This is a genomic window from Micromonospora inaquosa (genome assembly GCF_003857055.1).
Classification (GTDB): domain Bacteria; phylum Actinomycetota; class Actinomycetes; order Mycobacteriales; family Micromonosporaceae; genus Micromonospora; species Micromonospora inaquosa.
Genome location: NZ_QGSZ01000321.1, coordinates 1 through 19,912, shown reverse-complemented (window position 1 = coordinate 19,912; position 19,912 = coordinate 1). Strand labels below are relative to the sequence as shown.

The following is a 19,912-nucleotide window of genomic DNA, read 5'->3' as shown; positions in this document are numbered from 1 at the left end:
CCGCCGGGTCAGCCGGCTGCCGGCCGGCGCGGCGCGGGACGCGCTGCGACTCGGCGGCGCGGCGCAGGCTCTCGGCCGCAAGGAGTCGGGGGTGAACCCGATCTACCTCGCCGACCTCCTGCTCGCCGACCTGTTCATCGAGCCGACGAGCGGACGCCCGCTGGACCCGGCGTTACGGGAGACCTTCCCGAACGGCACCGCCTGACTCCCCTGGGCGCCGATCGTCCAGTGGTGGCGCCGCGAGGTCCACGAACTCGTGCACCAACGGTGACCGGTTCTCCTCGGCCCACGCCAGGCACACCTGGTTGGGGCCGAGGTCGGCGACGGGCACGTGGACGACGTCCGGTCTCGTGTAGAACGTCGCCGTCGACAGCGGCAAAATCACCATCCCGGCGTACGCGGCGACATGTTCCAGCTTCTCCTCGACGGAGTTGAGCGCGGGCCGAGGGCGGGGATCGGGGTCGATAAGACGGTTCGGCAGGTCACGCCACTCCGGCGCCGCGTCCGGGTCCTGCAGCAGCCGTTCCTCGACCAGCTCGGCGAGGTCGACCGACTCCCTACCGGCCAGGCGGTGCTCGGTGGGCAGGACGACGACGCGGGGTTCGGTGAACAGTGGCCGCAGCCGCAGGCCGCGCTGGTCGACCGGCAGCCGCACGTAGCTGACGTCCGCGCGCCCCTCGCGGACGATGTCGGCCTGGTCGTCCCAGGACGTACGGACGACGTTGACGGCCAGGTCGGGGTGCCGCTGGCCGATGGCGCGGGCCTCGGCGGTGACGAGAAGACCGGGCATGAACGCGATGGTGAACGTCGGGCGGCCGTGCGCGGCCCGTTGCACCCGCCGCCACAGGGCCTCCGCGGAGGCGAGCAGCGGACGGGCCTCGGTCAGCAGCTGCCGACCGGCCTCGGTCAGCACCGTGGAGCGGCGGTCCCGCACGAAGAGCTCGGCGCGAAGTTCGTGCTCGAAGGCCCGGATCTGGCGCGACAGGACCGGCTGGGCGATGTGCAGCCGGGCGGCGGCCCGACCGAAGTGCAGCTCCTCCGCGACCGCCACGAAATAGCGGAGCTTGCGCAGATCGACGTCCATCCTGCCCCCGTCCGGTTCCCGCTGCGGGCGGCTCCATGATACCCGCCGGGTATGAGTGGAGTGATACCCAACGGGCATCACAGGAGGTGAAAGAGGTCTTGGACGCGGACGCTCCCGCCGGCGCACGGTGGTAACCGCCTCCACCACCCGATCCGGAAGGACACACCATGACCCTCATCGACCAGCGCGTCGTCGTACTCGGCGGAACCTCGGGGATCGGCCTCGCCACCGCCGCCCGCGCCGCCCGCGAGGGCGCCCAGGTCGTGGTCGCCTCCAGCAACCAGCGCAGCGTGGACCGCGCCCTGACGACCCTGCCGACCACCACCCAGGGGTACGTCGCCAACCTCACCGACCCCGACGCCGTGTCCCGGCTGTTCCACGACCTCGGCTCGTTCGACCACCTCGTCTACACCGCTGGCGAACCCCTCGCCCTGATGTCCGTCGACGCCCTCGACCTCGCCGTCGCCCGGGCCGCCTTCGACCTGCGCTACTTCGGCTCCCTGTCGGCGGTCAACGCGGCACTGCCGTACCTGCGCCCCGGCGGGTCGATCACCCTCACCACCGGCACCGCCAACCACCGGCCCAACGCCGGCTGGTCGGTCGCCGCCAGCATCACCGGGGCGATCGACGCTCTGGTCCGCGCGCTCGCCGTCGAACTCGCCCCGATCCGGGTCAACGCCGTCTCCGCCGGCGTGATCCGCTCACCGCTCTGGGACTCCCTGCCCGAAGAAACCCGAGAGGAGATGTACGCGCAGCTCGCCGAGTCGCTTCCGCTCGGCCGGGTGGGCGAGCCCGAGGAGGTCGCCGAGGCGTTCGCCTACCTCCTGCGGGCGACCTACGCCACCGGCACGGTGGTGACAGTGGACGGCGGCACCCTGATCGCCTGAGCCTGCTGCGGCGGCGCGGCGGCCGTCAGCGGAGCTCTTCGGCCAGGCCGACGAGGATGCCCTCGGGGCCGCGGACATAGCAGAGCCGGAAGATGTCCTCGAACCGCTCCACCTCGCCGACGAGTTCGGCGCCGTGGCCGCGCAGCCGGGTGAGCACGTCCTCGATGTCGTCGACGGCGAACATGATGCGCCGAATGCCCAGCGTGTTGGCTGGCGCGTCCCTCGGTTCCGCGCTTATCGCCGCCGGCCGGTGGAACATCGCCAGCTCGACCTTGCCGTGGCCGTCCGGGGTCCGCAGCATCGCGACCTCCTGCCGGACGTCGTCGATCCCGATGACCCGCTCCACCCACCGCCCCTCGACCGGCCCTCGGCCCTCCAACTCCATGCCAAGTTCGACGAAGAACGCGATGACCGCGTCGAGGTCCTCGACAACGATGAGGACGTTGTCCATCCGCCGGATCGCCATGCTGGACCCTCCTGCTCTGCTGCGGTCACGGTGACCGCATCCTCCCCGAGGACGGAGCCACGCGGCGGTCCTTGACATCCAGAGCAGCCCGTCTGCCGCGTCGCGGCCCCGCGACCCAACGGTCACCGGACGGCGTGGATCACGGGATCTGGTCGGCTGTCGTACCGCTGGTGCGGGACCAGATCATGAATCCGGACGGCACGTTGGTCGGGTGACGTGCGGTCACCGCCATCTGGTGTGCCACAGCAACCGGGCTGTCGGCCAGGGAGATACCGCAAGATCGGCAGTTGCGGCCGGTGTGCAGAATCGACCCATGCAGATATCCGACTGGATAGCCCTGGCAGGCACCGTGGGTGGCCTTCTGATGAGCCTGGCAGCGATTTTCGTAACTTATCATATTTATCACCTCCAAACCGAAGAGGCGAGGAGGAACGGACGTGATGTTGAAATCTCTGCGCTGCTCGCACGCATCCTGCGCCTGATCGAGATCATCCTGTCGATCCTGCCCTCGGCGTGGAACGAACCGCGCAGGAAGCGAGGCCCGGACATCAGCGGACGACAGTGGACAAGATCCGCTCAGCCACGACATGTCCCGCCAGCGCCGCGACCACAGAAACGATCCGACGGGGAGCCTCCACGTCAGTGGTCAATTGCGCAACCCGAGAGAGACCGCGCGCACACACCGGAACCAGCGGGCAGAGAACCTGGCAACCTGTCCTCAATGCCTTCAGCGTCGGAAGAGTCCCCACCGCCTCCCGGTGACACTCCTGACCGCGCTGTCCCCGCAAGCGAGACACCGTCGACGCGCGGCAAAAAATTTCCGAAAATAGTATTGACACAGGTGCCGGCGGAACGCGGGCCCTACGAGGACCTCATACAACAAATAGATAAATTGATGCCGTCCGGTGAGCACGTGGAGAAGCACGACCCACCGAACCGTGAGCGTGACATCCCCGATCACGGCATCCCAGGGCCCTAACATCCTGTTGAGGGCGCACGTCATTGGTCGCTGGTTGTCAGGTTCAGGCTGTCGCTGTCCCCGTGTGCGCCCCGGACGGCTCCATGGCCTTGAACGGCTCTCGGAGATTGGCGGGAAGGTCGCCCAGGGTAGCGACAACCGGTCCGCCCCAGCCCGGGTCGGAGTCGTTGTGCTCCCTGGTCCGGAGGACGGTCATACCGACCGCTGCCGCCCCCGCCAGCTCACCGTCCGCGCCGTCGCCAACAAAGACGCATTCCCCGGGCCCAACACCCAACCGCTCGGCGGCAAGGTGGTAGATCGCCGGGTCAGGCTTGGCCAGCCCGACATCGCAGGAGAAGACCGCGACATCGAACCGTTGGGCCAGCGGACTCTGCGACCATGCCTCGGCGGTGTCCGAGGTGGCGTTGCTGATGAGAGCCAGCGGATGACCTTCGCCGCGTAGCGCGTCGAGGACATCCAAGGTTGCGGTCGAGACGCTATGCAGCACCCGACGTGCGAGGGCTCGCCGATGCTCGCCGGCCCGTGCGACCTGTTCGTCGGTCGGTGTGCCGCCGAGGCGTCCGGCGAGGATGCGGATGGTCTCCTCCACGTCCCACCGGACCAGCCGGTCCCGCCAGGTGGCGTGGTACGCGGCGACCAGGTCGGCCGGAGCCAACCCGACCATGACCGCCATCTCACCCACCACCCGATCACGCTCCTCGTCGGCACCCTGGATCAGGGTGTGAAAGAGGTCGAAGATCACTGGTCGAGACATCTCAGCATCCTACTGAGATCGTCACCGCAGTCACCTTGCACGCCATCCTCCCGCCTCGGCGCTGGCGTCATTTCGTATCCGCGAATCCTGCAATCCCATGCCTGGACACTCCTCGGCGAAGCGCCGTCGAACCTGGCCGTCGAAGATCCGCCAGATCAACCCACCGAACGTCAGCGGCACGAAGAAAGACCGGACATGCCAACGTCAGGGCAAGGCGACAGCCGCGCGAGCTGCCAGGCAAGCCCTCCAGCCCGTCCACGAACACCGCCCGGCCAGCTGTGACGGGCTCAGTCTCCACGCCACCATCTTGCCGGTGCCCGTGTGGCCCGGCGACCCCTTGATCTTCAAGCGACAATTGCGGCGCGTCTACCTACTCCCCTGTCGAGCCCTGGCTCCGGGCATGGTCCACATGCTCATCAACCCCCTACGGCTATCCTCGCGCGGTGGAGCCAGAAGGTCAGGACACAGAGGCACCTCCGCCTCGCCCCACAGGCGTTCACCGCCGATGCCCGGAATGCCGTGGTGTTGCGCGGCTCCCGGGCATGGTGAAGACGACGGGCATGGGCAAAGGAATGGGAAGCGTTTTCGGGCCCTGTCCCACCTGTGATGGCGTTGGCTATCTGACTGATGGCGACGAAGCAGAGTGACCATGGGCAGGAACAGGTCTGATCAGCCGCAGCGGCGACAGGCGCATCCGCGGTCTGGCGTCCCGAGCATCAGTTGAGCCCTTCCTCAGCCGGCAGCACGACACCGCCGAACTTGACCTGCGCGGCGGCCACTGCCGCCTCCCGGTCGTTGCCGGGCCAGAAGTGGGTGAGCATCAGCCGGCGGGCACCCGCGACGAGCCCACCGACCAGCCTCGGTGGAGGTCAACAGGTTTCGGGTGGGACGGCTTTGTCTCGCCGGCGCGGTCCGTCGCCTCTACCATGATCAGGTCAGCGTCACGGCCCAGCTCGGCCAACGCGGGAGTCGGCCCGGTGTCCCCGGAGTAGGACAGGACGATTCCATCGACCTCAATTCGGACGCCGGCGTCGGGCACGAAGTGCGGGAGAGACAGCCCGGTCAGGTCGAATGGCCCGACCCGGTAGCTGCCGGGTAACGGGTGCAGGTCGAAGACCGCGTGCAGGTCGACGTCGGGCTCCAAGCCGCCGAGCCGGTCGAGCACGAACGCGTGGCATAGCCCAGCTCGAGCACCATGTGGCAGCCGTGCCAGTCCACCGCGAAACCACTGCAGGCGCGGCCGAGTACGGGGAAGCCACCGGAACTACCGAGCACTGTGACCTGTCGCGCCCCGGCAGCGTCCTACCTGGAGGGCCGGCTGGGCAGGACTGCCCGGACGCGCGCTGGCCCCGGCCGCGCGCTTTCGTTCAGGGGTATCGCGGTGCGTCCCGTTGGCGCTCATAGTCGGTGACCGTCGGGACGACGGGCAGCACGAGCAGCAGGACCAAGTACACCACGCCGAGTAGTCCACCGCTGACCAGGGTCAGCAGCAGCACGACGGTGCGTACCCAGTCCACGCGGAACTCGCCGTACGCCGCGACGCCGAGGCAGATGCCACCGAACCAACTGCCCTCCTTGATCCGGCACCAGAAGCGGCCGCGCGACCTCCTTTCGGCGGACGGCGGCGCGGGGCGTGCGGGGCTCACCGGCCCCAACTCAGACAGGATGGCTGCCATCTGGGCACCGGTCACCGAGTCGTCGACCGAGCCCGTGCGAGTGCTCAGCCGGTCGCCGATCGCCGATTCGAGGTCTCGGACGATCTCGTCAGCGTCCGGGTCGATGCGCAGCGCGCGTCGCGCGTCGTCGAGATACTGCCGCAAAGCGTCTCGTGCTTCGCGGGTGGCTGGAAAGGCCGCGGCATGCCCGGTGAGACGGATGGATATCGGCTCGTTCATAGATCATCGTCCAATCGTGTTGATCATGTGGGACAGCTCGTTCCAGTAGTCGCGGAACGCGGCGAGCTGCCCTCTGCCGGCATCCGTGAGGGAGAAGTACTTCCGGGGCGGCCCTGACGGCGACTCACGCCACTCGTGGTGCACGAGCCCGTCTCGCCGGAGCTTGCTCAGCAGCGGATACAGCGTGCCCTCCTGGGCGGGGAAGCCTGCCGCCTGCAACGCGGCGAGGATCTCGGCCGCGTACCGCTGCTGGGACTCGACGGCAGCCAGGACGAGTGGTTCGAGCAGGCCGCGCCGCAACGCAACGAGCTTCGGATCGGTCTGCATACCACTACCTTGGCATAGCAAGGTACCTATCGCAATGCCAGCGCGCTGGCCGGCCTGCCGCGAGCGAACAGGTAATCGGCCCGGCCTGGTTGGCCCGTTCAGTCGCGGACGCGTAGGCATAGTCGCCACGAGGGCCTGAAGTGGTTATCTCCGTCAGACGAGGCGTTGAATGCGTACCTTCGGGCGCTCGTTCCTGAGGTGGCCATGCTTGTGCTGGCGGACCTGCTCGTCCCAGACCTCCTGGTCATAATCCGGGTCCGGCGGGATCCACCGGTGGGACCCGTCGCTGTAGTGGAACTTCTCGTCGCCCGGCCGCAAGATACTCATCGGCTCCAGCCGAGGAATCGGTTGTGCAGGTGGCCGGCGGGAACGTGGGCAAGGTCTTGAGCGGCTTCGACGAGGTGGCCGGCCAGGTAGAGGGCAAGTGACACCGGGGCACGGTGATACTCGGCCAGCAGTTCGCGCCGACGGGTCGCACAGGGCCAGTCGGCACCGCAGCCGCCACACATCCAGGCCGGCGTGACCGGGAGGTGGGCCGTCATCTCGCTGCCGACGCGCCGGTTGTCTGGGGAGCAGTAGGTCGGGGGCGTCGAGACTGCACCACCGGCCGAGCCAAGGTCGGGGCGGTCACGACCGCTCACCCGCTGCCGTTGCGACCAAGACCTCCACTTTGACCAGTAGCTCCCAGCAGAACGGCGCCGTACAGTCGGCGGACTCCCACGCACACTCCAGCCCGTGGCCATACACCCAGGCATACGCGGGGTCGTGAGAGTCGTGGACAGACACGACCCGGATGTCGTGGTAGGTGTGGCCGGGCTGCCCGGGCCGGATCTGCCACTCGCCGGGTCGGATGGACACCCGGGTGCCCTGGGCGGGCATCGCACGGGCGGTCACCGGGTCGGCCCGTCGCAGAGGTGCTCGGCGGCCCGGCGGCGGGCCTGCGCGAGCAGCCGATCATTGGCGGCCGCCTGTTCGCGGGCCCGGATAGGCGGACCGGCGAGCTCGACCGCGAGCGGGCCGGCCTCCAGCAGCCGCAACCTGAGGACAACGTGCACAGTGCCGCCTCCGCCGGTCTGGGGGCGCGACGATCCTCGCGACAGCGCTGCAGTCGATCCGCGCCCGGTTCAGTGACCAGGACGTTATGTACGCACACGGACCGCAGTGGGGACGGTCTGTCCCCCTGGGACAACTACCCCTCCACGCCGATGGCAAGCGCCAGCTCGCGCGCGTCCTCGCCCACCGTCCCCGACCGGGACGACAACTCCAGCGCGGCCGTGCGTGAGTAGGGGTTGTGCCGGACGGTGTCCACGCTCTCCCGTAAAGCCCGACCGAGCAGGTGCACAGCGGCGACTTCCTCACGACGCAGCAGGTGCGCCCGAGCGGCGTCGATCAAGTGCCCAGCACGTCGGGTACGCGACGGCAACGCGCTGTAGTTCGTCGAGTCAGCGCGGCGCACTGCCTCCCCGGCATGGCAAAGGTCCGTCTCCAACGTCACCGCGTACGCGGCGCAGGCCACCGGGCCGAACATCAGCCACGGGTGGGCATAGTGAGCGCCCAGCCGGTCAGCGGCGGCGTCAGCGGCGTCCCAGGCCCGCCACGCCGGCCCGTCCCGACCCGCTTTCGCGTGGCCAAGCGCGCGACCCAGTTGAAGCTGCGCCCACCGGGCGTACTGCTCTACACCCGCTTCCTTGTCGACGAGCTGTTCGGCGTCGGCGAGCACGAGATCGGCCGCGTCGACCTGGTTCGCTGACCGGTAGACGTGCGCGTAGTACCACGCCGCGACTGCGATCGCGTCTGGGTCATCGGCGTCCTGCGCGGCGCTCATGGCGCGGTCGGCCGCCAACCACACAAGCTCCGGGTATGGCTGGTAGGCGACGTACAGCTGCGCCAAGTGGTAAACGCGTGCCAGCTCGGCCAGCGCAACCCGCCTATCCGCGCCGTCGAGCCGCCGCGATGAGCGTCGGGCGTCGTCGAGAAGTCCTGGTAGTACTGCGGCCACGGCGGTTCGTTCGGTGCTGGATCGGTGCCACAGCGACCAGGCCTGGTCAACGAGTCCGCGCAACACGGCGACGGGCATCGGATCGCCGGCTGGCACGGTGGAGCGTTGCATCGCCGCAGCGACGCTGTCGACGGCAGCGTGCCCGGCGCGCGTCACGGATGCGACCGGCAGAGACTGGTCGCCGGTCAGCTCAGCCAAGTCGGTGATGTCGAGGACCTCCGCCAAGCGCAGTAGCATCGGCAGCCGCGGCGTGAGTAAGCGCCCAGTTTCGAGGGCTTTGACCCAGTCGGCGCTGCGGCCGACGAGTCCGCCGAGGACCGCGCGGGTCTTCCCGACGTGTTCACGATGCGCGCGTAGGCGGGTGCCAAAGATGCTCGACTCAGTCATAGCCATGGCCTTCCCCAGGTAGCGGTCTGGGCGGCGGCCCGCCGACCGCTACAACCGGCGGGCCTGCCATCACCGACGGTACCGCGATGAGTTATACGAGTTGCGAACACCGCGTGCGGAATCTGGAGCTGACGGCCGGTGGCAAACACCGCTGCCTTCCTGCGGCGCACGCTCACCGTCGACCAGCAGGTCCAACCCGGCGAGGGCGGAGTGGTCGAGGCGTGCCCGCTGAGGAACCGCGTCGGCTACCGCAGGTTGCCGGTCGGCCAGGTCGTGGTCCATGTGGAGGCCGCGCACCCACTGAGTTCCCTGCCAAGCGCACTCAGTGGGTGTTCCGCGACGATGACGGCGGGCCGCAGAGCACTCGCTTCACCATAGACGCATGAGTGTCGGCTTACTCGGCGTTGTATTGATCAACGGTGAGGGCATAGTCGATCAACACGGACAAGATGCCGTCTGAGCTGTGCATTCATCGGTCATCGCTGGTCAACGTTCGTTGCTCTTGGTTCACCTCTGACGGCCTGGATACGGCCTAATCTTGGGACTCGCCCGCGACATCGGGATGGACTACGACGGCGCGTTGCCCCTCGTCTAGACACGAGGATGTCGTGACCTGGTGGGGGCGCTGTGGTGCCTTGCTGCGGCTCGCATGGACTCGATGAGCGTAGAGCCCGGGTAGTAACGGCGGTCGGAGTACAGATGCCGGTAGTAGCAGGCCCAGTAGCTCGCCACTCGCTGACGCGTGACGGCGAGGAAGGACGGGTTGGCGGCGAGAACCTGTCCATAGACAGCGTGCTGCGGGGTCGTGGGTTCGTCGAGCTCGACGAACCCACGGCGGATGTCGAGCAGGATCTCTAGGACGTACTCCCCGACGAGCCGGACCACGTATGGGACCACCCATGGCTCGTTCAGCGTCAGAACGTGCTCAAGCCGTCGCTGCCGTACTCGACCGTCGTGGTGACGCGTGTAGAGGCAGTTGAGAATCGCGAGCTGGGTCGGCGGCAGGCTGGTCTCCGCACCGGCTGGAGGTTCGGCCTGGTAGATGCGGTACGGGATGACCAGTGGCTGCTCATCGACGGTTACACCGAACGGCAGGGCCGGCTTCAAGGGTGCCGACGGTAGGAGCTTCAAGACGGTCTGCACGTCCCGCTGAAGATGGGCCGGGAAGGCAGCCGCCAGTGACGGCCCGGTAGGGGTCCTCGGCGCTGGGCTGTGCACGGTCGGACGGTACAGCCTTCCAGCCCTCGGGACTGTCCCAAAGCGGGATGGCCCCTCCCCGAAGGCAAAGCCGCGACCGGCCGATATCAGCCGGCCTACCGGGCACTCAGCGGACGCGATGGCGTTCGATTCCTTGACCCTCAGGCAACGATCACGGCTCGCTGACCTGCGTCGCCAGGGGCATTGAGGTGCGGGAACCTTCCGCCTGCGTCCGTGGTCGTCCGTCGCTGCTCGTACCCGTCGTCACTCGGTTAGTCACCCACCACGTGGCATCTGCGGCATCGGTACCGCCTGAGACGAGGAGCTTTCGTAGCAGCCGAGGTCTACTCCGGGCGAGACCACCTGCAGTAGCTTGCGAGTCATGGCGACTCAGGGCCCCGCACTGAGTAATCGGACGGATGCTTGACGACGGAATCGGGGATGTTCTGGCATCATGTTGCGACACATCATCGATAGTCGACGGGTGCTTGATCCGGCTCGCTGGGGGCGGACAGGCGTCGGCGCGCTGCTGGCCTGCCTCGTCGTGCTGCCTTCCGCTGGATGCGCCCCCTCGGGCCACGACAGTGCTCGGGATAGGGTCTTGGAGAGGGCCGAACAGGTCGCCCACGAAACCGAGCCCTGGGCGACCGACTCACTCAGTCTGAAGGGCTGGAAAAGCAACCAGTCCGTACTCAACCGGCTTGTCGCCGAAACGGAAGGCGAGTGGCTCACCTCCTCGGTCCACGATCCTGACGAGCGTGGGGTGGGTCTCCTGGCCACGGTAGAGGTAATGATGGTGGGCCGCGCGGCTGAGGGCTGGCTGGCCGGCGACGAGGTGTACTACAACATTTGCGTGCGCTTCGACGTTCGCCGGGAGACCAGTGGGCCCCGCGAGGTCACCCCCGTGCCCGTCGATTGCCCACATGGGGTTCCGGCCACCCGGGCACCTCAGTGACGTCGCGGCAATCGGTCCCGTGAGGCGAGGTTCTGGCCCGTTGGTGTTAGCTAGCCTGAAGCCATCGTGGTCGGGCAGCCGACCGGTCCGCCACGTCAAGAGCCTCAGGGTGACCGCCGATGAGTCGGGGGGCGGGGTTGGCGGCACGCCTAATGTAAGGGCAGGCCATCGGCCTGCCCACGACTCCTGCCCGAGGGTCGCAGAGGCTCCGAGGTCAAGGGCGGCCCGCAGGGCCGTCGTTTGCGACGCGTAGCGCTCTTGAGCTTGGAGGGGCGGCCCGGCACACTCGGGCCGCCAACCCCGACCCCGACGGCCGCGACCTGCCGCGCGGACCCGGCGTGTCTTCCCTGCGCCGCGCCCGCTCGTGCGCGGCTCGGCCGGCTGCCGGCCGACCAACCTCGACCACCCTCGGCGCTACCGTCTGCGGCGGCCCCCGGGCTTCCCGCTCTACGCGCCAGCCGCCGGGCGTTCTGCGTGGCCGGAGTCGGAGCGCCAGCGGAGCGACGGACGCGCGCCCAGGCGGCGGCGCGTGCGGCCCGTTTCAGGCCGCCTTGAAGACGTACAGAAACTTTGAACGGGGATTCTGTGAGGGTGCTGTCCTCCGTCGACTGATACGCGACACGCGTCCGCCAACTCATCTGCGACATCCTGAGCCTGGATCAAAGTAGCTGCTCGTGAACTGTCGGGCAGTCGAAGTCTCCCGCGTGGCCCTTTGGCTCTCGGCAGAAGTACCAGTAGCTCCGGAGGCCAGGTCCACCACCCTTCAGGCTGGAACTGCTGGACATCCCGGGCCGTTGGGGTCACTCCGACGCTGGAAGCGCTTGTTGCACGGTTCGACGTCGACCTGTGCGCCCTCTTGACCGGGCATGATGACGGCATGCTAAGCCCTGTCACTCTTCGGCCGATCCTGCCCGACGACCTGCCCCTCGTGGAACGGCTATGGCAGCTGTACCGGCACGACCTGTCCGAGTTTCGGGGCACGCTGCCGGACGAGTCGGGCTCGTTCACCTTGGGCCGCCTGCCGACCTACCTCCAGGATCCAGACAGCTCGGGCTACATCATCTGTCAGGACACAAGGCCCGTGGGCTTCGCATTCGTCTCCAGCTTGGAGATCCAACCACTGCGCATCGCCGAATTCTTTGTCGTACGGGCCGTGCGCCGCTCGGGCGTCGGAAGTCTCGCCGCCCGACAACTCTTCGCCAGACACACAGGACACTGGGAGGTGCCCTTTCAAGAGGAAAACCCTGGTGCCGCCCGGTTCTGGCGCCGCCTCGCCGCCGAGGTCTGCCCAACGGGCTACCACGAGGAACAGCGTGCTGTTCCCGGCAAGCCGCACATCCCTCCGGACACGTGGCTACTGCTGACGGAGCCAATGCGCACGGTGGGGACTTCCCCCGTGTGCAGGAACCTTTGACGGCTGACCTGGGTGGGCAGCCGCTTGAGCTGGGAAACATCGACTACCGACCGGCGAGGACCGGACGCGCCGAGGCATCGACAGCATGTTCGGTGGGAATCGTTACTTGGCGTTGCATTGATCAACGGCGAGGACGTAGTCGATCAAATCGAACGATTTGGTGCCTGACCTGCTGTTGCGCCTGGCATTGATGATCAGCAGTGGGCACGGGGGGTTCCCCTCCGACGGCCTGGAAACGGCATGATCCTGGCCTTACCGGTGCCGCACCTCGGACGCGCACAGATTGCATCCCGTGTCCCGTTGCCCTGCCTGTGCCCAAACCCGCCGTCGAGGGTTACCCAACCTTGCCACGCGTCCCCGAAGCTGCGGTCCGTCCGTCGTCGACGCCTTGGCCAGCGGTCCGTGCAGCGCCTAGCCTCTCCGGGATGGAGCAACTGCGCGACCTTGGCATCCGAATGGCGATGTACGAACCGGTCGGCGATGATCTGCCGATGGCGGCCGCTCACGCTCTGACCCGAGGCGTCGACTCTCCGAGCTTGCGTGAGCTCGCCGGCCTTTCGAAGGGCCAGTCGCGGGAAGCCGTCGACCTGTTCCGGCAGGCGATGGATGAGCTGGGCAGTCCCGTCCCGGACAAGAGCGCCGCCCGGCTACACCTCATGCGTCAGGCGGCGGCGAACATACTTGCCGGCAAGGGTGACCCCGAGGATCTGGCGCACGAGATCTACTGGCAGGCCTGCTACTCCGAACGGCCGGAGCTGCGACCGGTCGGCGATCGCTTCCTAGAGTTGTACGCCGGATGGGGCGCAACGTACAACGAGGCGGAAGAAGCGGCGGCGGCCATGAAGGCAGCAGCGCGATCGTTCCTAAGCGACCACCCAGCCTGAGCGACTATCCGCTACAGCGAGGCGTTTTAGAACGGCTTGACTCCTTGACCCCCGGCAACCAACAAGGCTCGCTGACCTCCATTCCTGAGGGCGTTTAGCTGCGACAACCATCCACCAGAGTCCGTGGACGTCCGCCGCTGCTCGTGCCCGCCGTCACCCAGCTAGTCACCCACCTACTCTGCAGCCGAACCATCCCGATCTCCGGCTAGACGTCCGAGGAGATACTGCGCTCCACCATCTCCTGCCCACGCTCGCTGTCGCAGATCCCCCAACCGGCCTTCCTCGTAGAGCAGCCGGTTCAACCGTCTACGGGCATGCGCATCACGTCGAGCGAGAGCCGCCAGCTCGCCATGACGGCCGGCGCGAGCAAACAGATCCATGTGCCACAGGTGTGCGTTATGCCGCTCGTGGTCGATGCTGTAGCACTCCGCAACAGCGCCGACCACCGCGATTGCCCGGTCCCAGTCGCCCCGCTCCTCGGCGACGCGCGCAGTCTCAGACCAGTGAGGCACGGACATCATCGTAGGTAGCGCTTACCCTCAGCTTGGGAATCGGGTTAATCCGCACCGTGGGTAGCTGTGTTGCCTGGCGAGTGAGCACGGAGCGTTCATCCTGCGGCTGCCGCGAGTGCCGCTGTATACCGGTATTGACCGCTGCATCGGGCACGTCTCGGGCACGGAAAGCTTTGAACCCAAAGGAGGGCTTCGAGGGCTCCGAGTTGCGAGGGCACCGGAGCCAGAGAGATCGCGCGAGCCGTCACTCGCCTCCGCCCCTGCCGTCGCCGCTCCCGTCGGCACTGCCACCGTCACTCCTGTGACCGTGCCCGGCAACCCACCATCCGTCGGCGTAGGGGCTGACCCCCGGCCCCTCCAATCGCTTGACCCGCGTTCTGCGCACCGCCACTATTCCGAGCACGGTAGCGGCCAGAGCGGCCAGCACGAACAGGACCTCGAACATATCGTCAGGGTACGGTGGCGAATCGGGCACTGCGATCGGCAGCAATGGTTTTGACGCCTTCGGTGTGAAGGAACCATCATCCGTCGATGAGCTGCACGGCTAGCAGGGCTGAGCTGACCGAACAGTCCGCCAGTGTCCACGGACGTCCGCCTCTGCTCGCATCCGTCGTCACCCAGTTCGTCACCCACCCCGGGGCGCCCCGGGGATCGGCGTCACTTGGCGTTGAAGTAGTTGGCCTCCGGGTGGTGGACCACGATCGCGTCGGTGGCCTGCTCCGGCATCAGCTGGAACTCCTCCGACAGCTCGACCCCGATCCGGTCCGCGCCGAGCAGGTCCACGATCTTCGCCCGGTCCTCCAGGTCGGGGCAGGCCGGGTAGCCGAACGCGTACCGGCAGCCCCGGTAGTCGTTGTGCAGGATGCCGGCCAGGTCCGCCGGATCGTCGTGCCCCAGCGGACGACCGTCGGGCAGGGTCATCTCGGCCCGGATGCGCTGGTGCCAGTATTCGGCGAGCGCCTCGGTGAGCTGCACGGAGAGCCCGTGCACCTCCAGGTAGTCGCGGTACTCGTTGCGGGCGAACAGCTTCGCCGCGTACTCGCTGACCGGGTGACCGACGGTGACCAGTTGCAACGCGACCACATCGAGCTGGTCGCCCTTGGGCTTGAAGAAGTCCGCCAGGCAGAGCCGCCGCTCCTGCCGCTGCCGGGGGAAGGAGAACCGGGCGCGCTCCGCGTGCCCGTTCTCGTCGAGCACCACCAGGTCGTTGCCTTCCGAGTACGCGGGGAAGTAGCCGTACACCACGGCTGCCTCAAGGATCTGGTCGGCGATCAATCGGTCCAGCCAGTACCGCAGGCGCGGCCGGCCCTCGGTCTCGACCAGTTCCTCGTAGGAGGGTCCGTTGCCGCCCCGGACGCCGCGCAGCCCCCACTGCCCGGAGAAGGTGGCCCGCTCGTCGAGCAGCGCCGCGTAGTCGGCCATCGGCACGCCCTTGACGACCCGGGTGCCGAAGAACGGCGGGGTGGGCACCGCCACGTCGGCGGCCACGTCGGAACGGACCGAGGAGTCGTGCAGCTCCGGCAGCGACGTGGTGACCATGGAGCGCTGCCGTTCCCGGCGCGCCCGCCGGGCCGCGAGGGCCGCTTCCCGCTCGGGGTCGATCACCGGGGCGCCGCCACGCTTGGCGGTCATCACTCGGTCCATCAGGGACAGACCCTCGAACGCGTCCCGCGCGTAGTGCACCTGCCCGGGGAACGTGGAGCGCAGGTCGTCCTCGACGTACGCGCGGGTCAGCGCCGCCCCACCCAGCAGGACCGGCCAACGCTCCGCGACCCCGCGGGTGGCCATCTCGGCCAGGTTCTCCTTCATGATGACCGTGCTCTTCACCAGCAGCCCGGACATGCCGATCGCGTCGGCGCGGTGCTGCTCGGCGGCGTCCAGGATGGCGCTGATCGGCTGCTTGATGCCGATGTTCACCACCTCGTAGCCGTTGTTGGACAGGATGATGTCGACCAGGTTCTTGCCGATGTCGTGCACGTCGCCGCGCACGGTGGCGAGCACGATGCGGCCCTTGCCGCCGTCCTCCGCGGTCTCCATGTGCGGTTCCAGGTAGGCCACCGCGGTCTTCATCACCTCGGCCGACTGGAGCACGAACGGCAACTGCATCTGGCCGGAGCCGAACAGCTCGCCGACCACCTTCATGCCGTCCAGCAGGATGTCGTTGATGATCGACAACGGGGATCGGCCGCCGGCCATCGCCTCGTCCAGGTCGGCCTCCAGGCCGTTGCGCTCACCGTCGATGATCCGCCGCTTGAGCCGCTCGTCCAGCGGCAGCGCGGCCAACTCCTGGGCCCGGCTGGCCCGGGCACTGGTCACGTCAACGCCCTCGAAGAGCTCCAGGAAACGCTGCACCGGGTCGTACCCCTCGCGGCGCCGGTCGTAGACCAGGTCCAGGGCGACCTCGCGCTGCTCGTCGGGGATCTTCGACATCGGCAGGATCTTGCTGGCGTGCACGATCGCCGAGGTCAGGCCGGCCTGCACGCACTCGTGCAGGAACACCGAGTTGAGCACCTGCCGGGCCGCCGGGTTGAGCCCGAAGGAGATGTTCGAGATGCCCAGGGTGAAGTTGACACCCGGGTAGCGGCGGGAGATCTCCCGGATCGCCTCGATCGTCTCCATGCCGTCGCGGCGGGTCTCCTCCTGCCCGGTGGCGATCGGGAACGTCAGCGCGTCGATCAGGATGTCGGCGCGGTCCATGCCCCACCGACCGGTCAGGTCGTCGATCAGCCGCGCCGCGACCCGGACCTTCCACTCCTGGGTACGAGCTTGGCCCTCCTCGTCGATGAGCAGCGCCACCACCGCCGCGCCGTGCTCACGGACGATCGGCATCACCCGCGCGTACCGGGAGTCGGGGCCGTCGCCGTCCTCGAAGTTCACCGAGTTGACCACGCAGCGGCCGCCGAGCATCTCCAACCCGGCCTCCACCACGTTCGGCTCGGTGGAGTCCAACATGATGGGCAGGGTGGACGCGGTGGCGAACCGGCCGGCCAACTCCCGCATGTCCTGCGTGCCGTCGCGGCCGACGTAGTCCACGCACAGGTCGAGCAGGTGCGAGCCGTCACGCGCCTGGCTGCGGGCGATCTCCACACAGGCCCGCCAGTCACCGGCGAGCATCGCGTCCCGGAACGCCTTCGAACCGTTGGCGTTGGTCCGCTCCCCCACCATCAGCACCGACGCGTCCTGAGCGAACGGCACCGGGTGGTACACCGAGGACACACCCGCCTCGTGCTGCGGCTCGCGGGCCGGGGCGGTGACGCCGTGCAGCCGCTCGGACAGCACCCGGATGTGCTCCGGGGTGGTGCCGCAGCAGCCGCCGATCAGCCCCACGCCGTACTCGGTGACGAACCGCTCCAAGGCCTCGGCCAGTTCCACGGGAGTCAGCGGGAAGTACGCGCCGTCGGCGGTCAGCACCGGCAGGCCGGCGTTCGGCATCACCGACAGCGGGATGCGGGAGTGCTGCGACAGGTAGCGCAGGTGCTCGCTCATCTCGGCCGGGCCGGTCGAGCAGTTGAGCCCGATCAGGTCCACGCCCAGCGGCTCGATCGCGGCCAGGGCCGCACCGATCTCGCTGCCGACCAGCATCGTGCCGGTGGTCTCCACGGCCACGTGACAGATGATCGGCACCGACTGGCCCAGCTCGGCCATCGCCCGCTTCGACCCGACCACGGCCGCCTTGACCTGGAGCAGGTCCTGGCAGGTCTCGATGATCAGCGCGTCCGCGCCACCGACGATCAGGCCCGCCGCGTTTTCCTGGTACGCGTCGCGCAGGGTGGCGTAGGCGGCGTGCCCGAGGGTGGGCAGCTTGGTGCCCGGCCCGATCGAGCCGAGCACGAACCGGGGCCGCTGCGGGGTGCTGGCCGCGTCGGCGGCCTCCCGGGCGATCCGGGCGCCCGCCTCGGACAACTCGCGGATGCGGTGCGGGATGTCGTACTCGGCGAGGTTGGCGAGGTTGGCGCCGAAGGTGTTGGTCTCCACGCAGTCCGCGCCGACGGCCAGGTAGGCGTCGTGCACCCCGCGAACCACGTCCGGGCGGGTGACGTTGAGGATCTCGTTGCACCCTTCGAGCCCGTCGAAGTCGTCGAGCGTGAGGTCCGCCGCCTGCAACATCGTGCCCATCGCGCCGTCGGCGAGGAGAATCCGCTCAGCCAGCACATCCATCAATGAAGTCCGCACCCGTTCAGGTTAGTGCGATTCGGCGGGACTCCACGACCATCCTCGGGCGATCCCCTATTGTGTCACGGGGATCACCCTGTCCGGTTCGTTCGGGTATGACCTGCTGTCGGAGCGGCCGACCGGCGCGGCCGACGGGCCGCGCCCTCGCCCTGCACGTAGGCTGACGGACGTGAAGGACAACAGGGACGCCGCCGTGCCCCACGGCCTGACGACCGGGCGCGGTCCCGGCGCCAGCCGCGACGAGCAGGGTGAGGTGACGGCGTGACCGAGTTCGACGGACTGCCGGTGCTGCGGTCCCCGGTGGCGATCGCCGCGTTCGAGGGCTGGAATGACGCCGCCGACGCGTCCACCGCCGCGGTCGAGCACTTGGAGCAGGTCTGGAACGCCCGGCAGATCGCCGAGCTGGATCCGGAGGACTTCTACGACTTCCAGGTCAGCCGGCCCACCATCACCATGGCCGACGGGGAGACCCGGCGGGTGGAGTGGCCGACGACCCGGTTCATGGTGGCCAGCCCGGAGGGCACCGACCGCGACGTGGTGCTGATCCGCGGCATCGAGCCGAGCATGCGCTGGCGGACGTTCTGCGAGCAGGTGCTGGAGATCTGCCACAGCCTGGAGGTGGAACGGGTGGTGCTGCTCGGCGCGTTGCTGGCCGACGTGCCGTACACCCGGCCGCTGCCGATCAGCGGCAGCGCCTCCGACGCGCAGGCCGCCGAGCGCTACCAGCTCACCCCCACCCGGTACGACGGGCCGACCGGCATCGTTGGCGTGCTGCATGACGCCTGCACCCGCGCCGAGGTGGACGCCGTCTCGTTCTGGGTGCACGTGCCGCACTACGCCAACAACCCGCCCTGCCCGAAGGCCACCCTGGCCCTGCTGCACCGGGTCGAGGAGGTTGTGGACCTGCCGGTGCCGATGGCCGACCTCGCCGAGGAGTCCGCCGAGTGGGAGCAGCGGGTCCGCAGCGCCGCCGAGCAGGACGCCGAGCTGGGCGAGTACGTCCGCGAGTTGGAGGAACGGGTCGGCGACGAGGGGATCACCCCGTTGACCGGTGACGAGATCGCCCAGGAGTTCGAGAAGTACCTGCGCCGCCGGGGCGGTTCCGCCGGCCCCACCGCCGGCTCCTGGTAGCTGTTTTTTTCCGTACGGGCCCTCGGACCTTCTCTGGTTCGGGGGCCCGTTTTCGCGTGTCCGGGGTAGCGCCGTCACACCCTCTACGGCATCCTAGGAACCTAGATGTGATCAAGGAGGTGGGTGTGCAGATCAACCCCGGGGCCGCCGAGTTCCCGCACCGACAGATCGCCGCGCAGCTCAAGGCCCAGGTCCGCCGCGGCGACTGGGGGCCGGGCGAGCGACTGCCGTCCATCCCGGCCATCGCCGAAATGTTCGGCGTCGCCAAGCAGACCGTGCAACGCGCCGTCGACCAGCTGCGGGTCGAGGGCATCCTGATCACCAAACCCGGCTCCGGTACGTACGTCCGGGGCACCCGTCGTCGACTCAACCGCCTCTCCCGAGGCCGGTACGGCGGCTTCCGCGGCTACCACACCGACCTGGCCGCCCGATACCGTCAACAACTCGTCTCCGTCGGGCCCGCGCCCGCCCCCGCCGAGGTGGCCGACGCCTTCGGCGTGTCAGACGGCACCAGCCTGCTCTGCCGCCGGCACCTCGTGCGCACCGACGACTCCCCCGTCGAGGTGGGCACCTCCTGGTTCCTGCCCCGCGACACCGACGGCACCTCGCTGGAACGTGCCGAAGCGTTCGGCCGGCCGCTCTACCAGGAAGCCGAGGAAGCCACCGGACGGCGGTACGTCTCGGCCACCGACACGATCAGCGCCCGCCAGCCGAGCCGGGAGGAGGCCGAGATCCTTCAGATCCGACCGGACACCCCCGTGCTGCACCTCCTGCACGTCGCGTACGACGCGCACCGCAAGCCGATCGAGGTGTCCCAGGCGACCTGGCCCGGCCCGATGACCACCCTCACCGAGGAGTACAAGATCCC

18 protein-coding genes and 1 pseudogene are annotated in these 19,912 nt (G+C 68.4%); 7 read left to right on the top strand and 12 right to left on the bottom strand.

Going from position 1 to position 19,912, the window contains the following annotated elements:
• Positions 1-205 (top strand): annotated as a pseudogene (locus tag DLJ59_RS29300) (NAD(P)-dependent oxidoreductase); the annotation flags it as partial.
• On the opposite strand, the gene DLJ59_RS29295 reads toward DLJ59_RS29300, so the two are convergent.
• Positions 173-1,084: a LysR family transcriptional regulator gene (locus tag DLJ59_RS29295; RefSeq protein WP_124776594.1), complete on the bottom strand. Its 912-nt coding sequence runs from the start codon at positions 1,082-1,084 to the stop codon at positions 173-175. The pseudogene DLJ59_RS29300 and the gene DLJ59_RS29295 sit on opposite strands and share 33 nt — an antisense overlap.
• A gap of 167 nt (positions 1,085-1,251) precedes the next feature.
• Between DLJ59_RS29295 and DLJ59_RS29290 the strand changes: the two genes are divergently transcribed.
• Positions 1,252-1,971, top strand: a complete 720-nt coding sequence (locus DLJ59_RS29290) for an SDR family oxidoreductase (RefSeq protein ID WP_124776592.1) — start codon at positions 1,252-1,254, stop codon at positions 1,969-1,971.
• A gap of 25 nt (positions 1,972-1,996) precedes the next feature.
• On the opposite strand, the gene DLJ59_RS29285 is transcribed toward DLJ59_RS29290, so the two are convergent.
• The 9 genes from DLJ59_RS29285 to DLJ59_RS29250 form a co-directional block, all read right to left on the bottom strand.
• Positions 1,997-2,437, bottom strand: coding sequence for a VOC family protein (locus tag DLJ59_RS29285; RefSeq protein ID WP_124776590.1), 441 nt, complete (start codon positions 2,435-2,437; stop codon positions 1,997-1,999).
• Positions 2,438-3,459: 1,022 nt separating this feature from the next.
• Positions 3,460-4,170, bottom strand: a complete 711-nt coding sequence (locus DLJ59_RS29280; protein WP_124776588.1) for an HAD family hydrolase — start codon at positions 4,168-4,170, stop codon at positions 3,460-3,462.
• An 820-nt stretch (positions 4,171-4,990) separates the two neighbouring features.
• Complete coding sequence (locus DLJ59_RS37035; RefSeq protein ID WP_208648875.1) at positions 4,991-5,335, bottom strand: MBL fold metallo-hydrolase; 345 nt, start codon at positions 5,333-5,335, stop codon at positions 4,991-4,993.
• Between the two features lie 202 nt (positions 5,336-5,537).
• Entirely contained in the window at positions 5,538-6,065 is a 528-nt protein-coding gene (locus DLJ59_RS29270; protein ID WP_124776586.1) for a PspC domain-containing protein, read from the bottom strand.
• Between the two features lie 3 nt (positions 6,066-6,068).
• Positions 6,069-6,392 (bottom strand): PadR family transcriptional regulator, encoded by a 324-nt coding sequence (locus tag DLJ59_RS29265; RefSeq protein WP_124776584.1) that lies wholly within the window; start codon positions 6,390-6,392, stop codon positions 6,069-6,071.
• Positions 6,393-6,545: 153 nt separating this feature from the next.
• The gene (locus DLJ59_RS36720; RefSeq protein ID WP_165435744.1) at positions 6,546-6,719 is read right to left on the bottom strand and encodes a hypothetical protein; all 174 of its coding nucleotides are present in this window, start codon (positions 6,717-6,719) and stop codon (positions 6,546-6,548) included.
• A 563-nt stretch (positions 6,720-7,282) separates the two neighbouring features.
• Complete coding sequence (locus DLJ59_RS36475; RefSeq protein WP_158630923.1) at positions 7,283-7,447, bottom strand: hypothetical protein; 165 nt, start codon at positions 7,445-7,447, stop codon at positions 7,283-7,285.
• A 134-nt stretch (positions 7,448-7,581) separates the two neighbouring features.
• Positions 7,582-8,778: a helix-turn-helix domain-containing protein gene (locus DLJ59_RS29255; RefSeq protein ID WP_124776580.1), complete on the bottom strand. Its 1,197-nt coding sequence runs from the start codon at positions 8,776-8,778 to the stop codon at positions 7,582-7,584.
• Between the two features lie 591 nt (positions 8,779-9,369).
• On the bottom strand, positions 9,370-9,885 hold the full coding sequence (locus DLJ59_RS29250) for a hypothetical protein (protein WP_124776578.1): 516 nt from the start codon (positions 9,883-9,885) through the stop codon (positions 9,370-9,372).
• A gap of 544 nt (positions 9,886-10,429) precedes the next feature.
• On the opposite strand from DLJ59_RS29250, the gene DLJ59_RS29245 reads away from it, so the two are divergent.
• The 3 genes from DLJ59_RS29245 to DLJ59_RS29235 all read left to right on the top strand — a co-directional run bounded on the left by DLJ59_RS29245 (position 10,430) and on the right by DLJ59_RS29235 (position 13,228).
• Positions 10,430-10,930 (top strand): hypothetical protein, encoded by a 501-nt coding sequence (locus DLJ59_RS29245; protein ID WP_244236291.1) that lies wholly within the window; start codon positions 10,430-10,432, stop codon positions 10,928-10,930.
• 877 nt (positions 10,931-11,807) lie between these two features.
• The gene (locus DLJ59_RS29240) at positions 11,808-12,344 is read left to right on the top strand and encodes a GNAT family N-acetyltransferase (RefSeq protein ID WP_124776574.1); all 537 of its coding nucleotides are present in this window, start codon (positions 11,808-11,810) and stop codon (positions 12,342-12,344) included.
• A 425-nt stretch (positions 12,345-12,769) separates the two neighbouring features.
• On the top strand, positions 12,770-13,228 hold the full coding sequence (locus DLJ59_RS29235; protein WP_124776572.1) for a hypothetical protein: 459 nt from the start codon (positions 12,770-12,772) through the stop codon (positions 13,226-13,228).
• A 756-nt stretch (positions 13,229-13,984) separates the two neighbouring features.
• On the opposite strand, the gene DLJ59_RS29230 is transcribed toward DLJ59_RS29235, so the two are convergent.
• Both DLJ59_RS29230 and metH read right to left on the bottom strand, forming a co-directional pair.
• Positions 13,985-14,185 carry a hypothetical protein gene (locus DLJ59_RS29230; protein WP_124776570.1) on the bottom strand — a complete coding sequence of 67 codons (201 nt, stop codon included), beginning with the start codon at positions 14,183-14,185 and terminating at the stop codon, positions 13,985-13,987.
• A 212-nt stretch (positions 14,186-14,397) separates the two neighbouring features.
• The gene (gene metH / locus DLJ59_RS29225) at positions 14,398-17,898 is read right to left on the bottom strand and encodes a methionine synthase (protein ID WP_425271469.1); all 3,501 of its coding nucleotides are present in this window, start codon (positions 17,896-17,898) and stop codon (positions 14,398-14,400) included.
• Between the two features lie 276 nt (positions 17,899-18,174).
• On the opposite strand from metH, the gene DLJ59_RS29220 reads away from it, so the two are divergent.
• Both DLJ59_RS29220 and DLJ59_RS29215 read left to right on the top strand, forming a co-directional pair.
• Positions 18,175-19,044, top strand: coding sequence for a PAC2 family protein (locus DLJ59_RS29220; protein WP_030332815.1), 870 nt, complete (start codon positions 18,175-18,177; stop codon positions 19,042-19,044).
• A 125-nt stretch (positions 19,045-19,169) separates the two neighbouring features.
• A partial coding sequence (locus tag DLJ59_RS29215) for a GntR family transcriptional regulator (RefSeq protein ID WP_148096978.1) occupies positions 19,170-19,912 on the top strand: 743 nt, incomplete at its 3' end.

Excerpts from the sequence above, each read along its gene's own strand:
- DLJ59_RS36720 (WP_165435744.1), bottom strand. The coding sequence starts at position 6,719 with ATGAGTATCTTGCGGCCGGGCGACGAGAAGTTCCACTACAGCGACGGG.
- DLJ59_RS29290 (WP_124776592.1), top strand. The coding sequence starts at position 1,252 with ATGACCCTCATCGACCAGCGCGTCGTCGTACTCGGCGGAACCTCGGGG.
- DLJ59_RS29295 (WP_124776594.1), bottom strand. The coding sequence starts at position 1,084 with ATGGACGTCGATCTGCGCAAGCTCCGCTATTTCGTGGCGGTCGCGGAG.
- DLJ59_RS29245 (WP_244236291.1), top strand. The coding sequence starts at position 10,430 with ATGTTGCGACACATCATCGATAGTCGACGGGTGCTTGATCCGGCTCGC.
- DLJ59_RS29255 (WP_124776580.1), bottom strand. The coding sequence starts at position 8,778 with ATGACTGAGTCGAGCATCTTTGGCACCCGCCTACGCGCGCATCGTGAA.
- DLJ59_RS29230 (WP_124776570.1), bottom strand. The coding sequence starts at position 14,185 with ATGTTCGAGGTCCTGTTCGTGCTGGCCGCTCTGGCCGCTACCGTGCTC.
- DLJ59_RS29285 (WP_124776590.1), bottom strand. The coding sequence starts at position 2,437 with ATGGCGATCCGGCGGATGGACAACGTCCTCATCGTTGTCGAGGACCTC.
- DLJ59_RS29280 (WP_124776588.1), bottom strand. The coding sequence starts at position 4,170 with ATGTCTCGACCAGTGATCTTCGACCTCTTTCACACCCTGATCCAGGGT.
- DLJ59_RS29265 (WP_124776584.1), bottom strand. The coding sequence starts at position 6,392 with ATGCAGACCGATCCGAAGCTCGTTGCGTTGCGGCGCGGCCTGCTCGAA.
- DLJ59_RS29270 (WP_124776586.1), bottom strand. The coding sequence starts at position 6,065 with ATGAACGAGCCGATATCCATCCGTCTCACCGGGCATGCCGCGGCCTTT.
- DLJ59_RS29240 (WP_124776574.1), top strand. The coding sequence starts at position 11,808 with ATGCTAAGCCCTGTCACTCTTCGGCCGATCCTGCCCGACGACCTGCCC.
- DLJ59_RS29235 (WP_124776572.1), top strand. The coding sequence starts at position 12,770 with ATGGAGCAACTGCGCGACCTTGGCATCCGAATGGCGATGTACGAACCG.
- metH (WP_425271469.1), bottom strand. The coding sequence starts at position 17,898 with ATGGATGTGCTGGCTGAGCGGATTCTCCTCGCCGACGGCGCGATGGGC.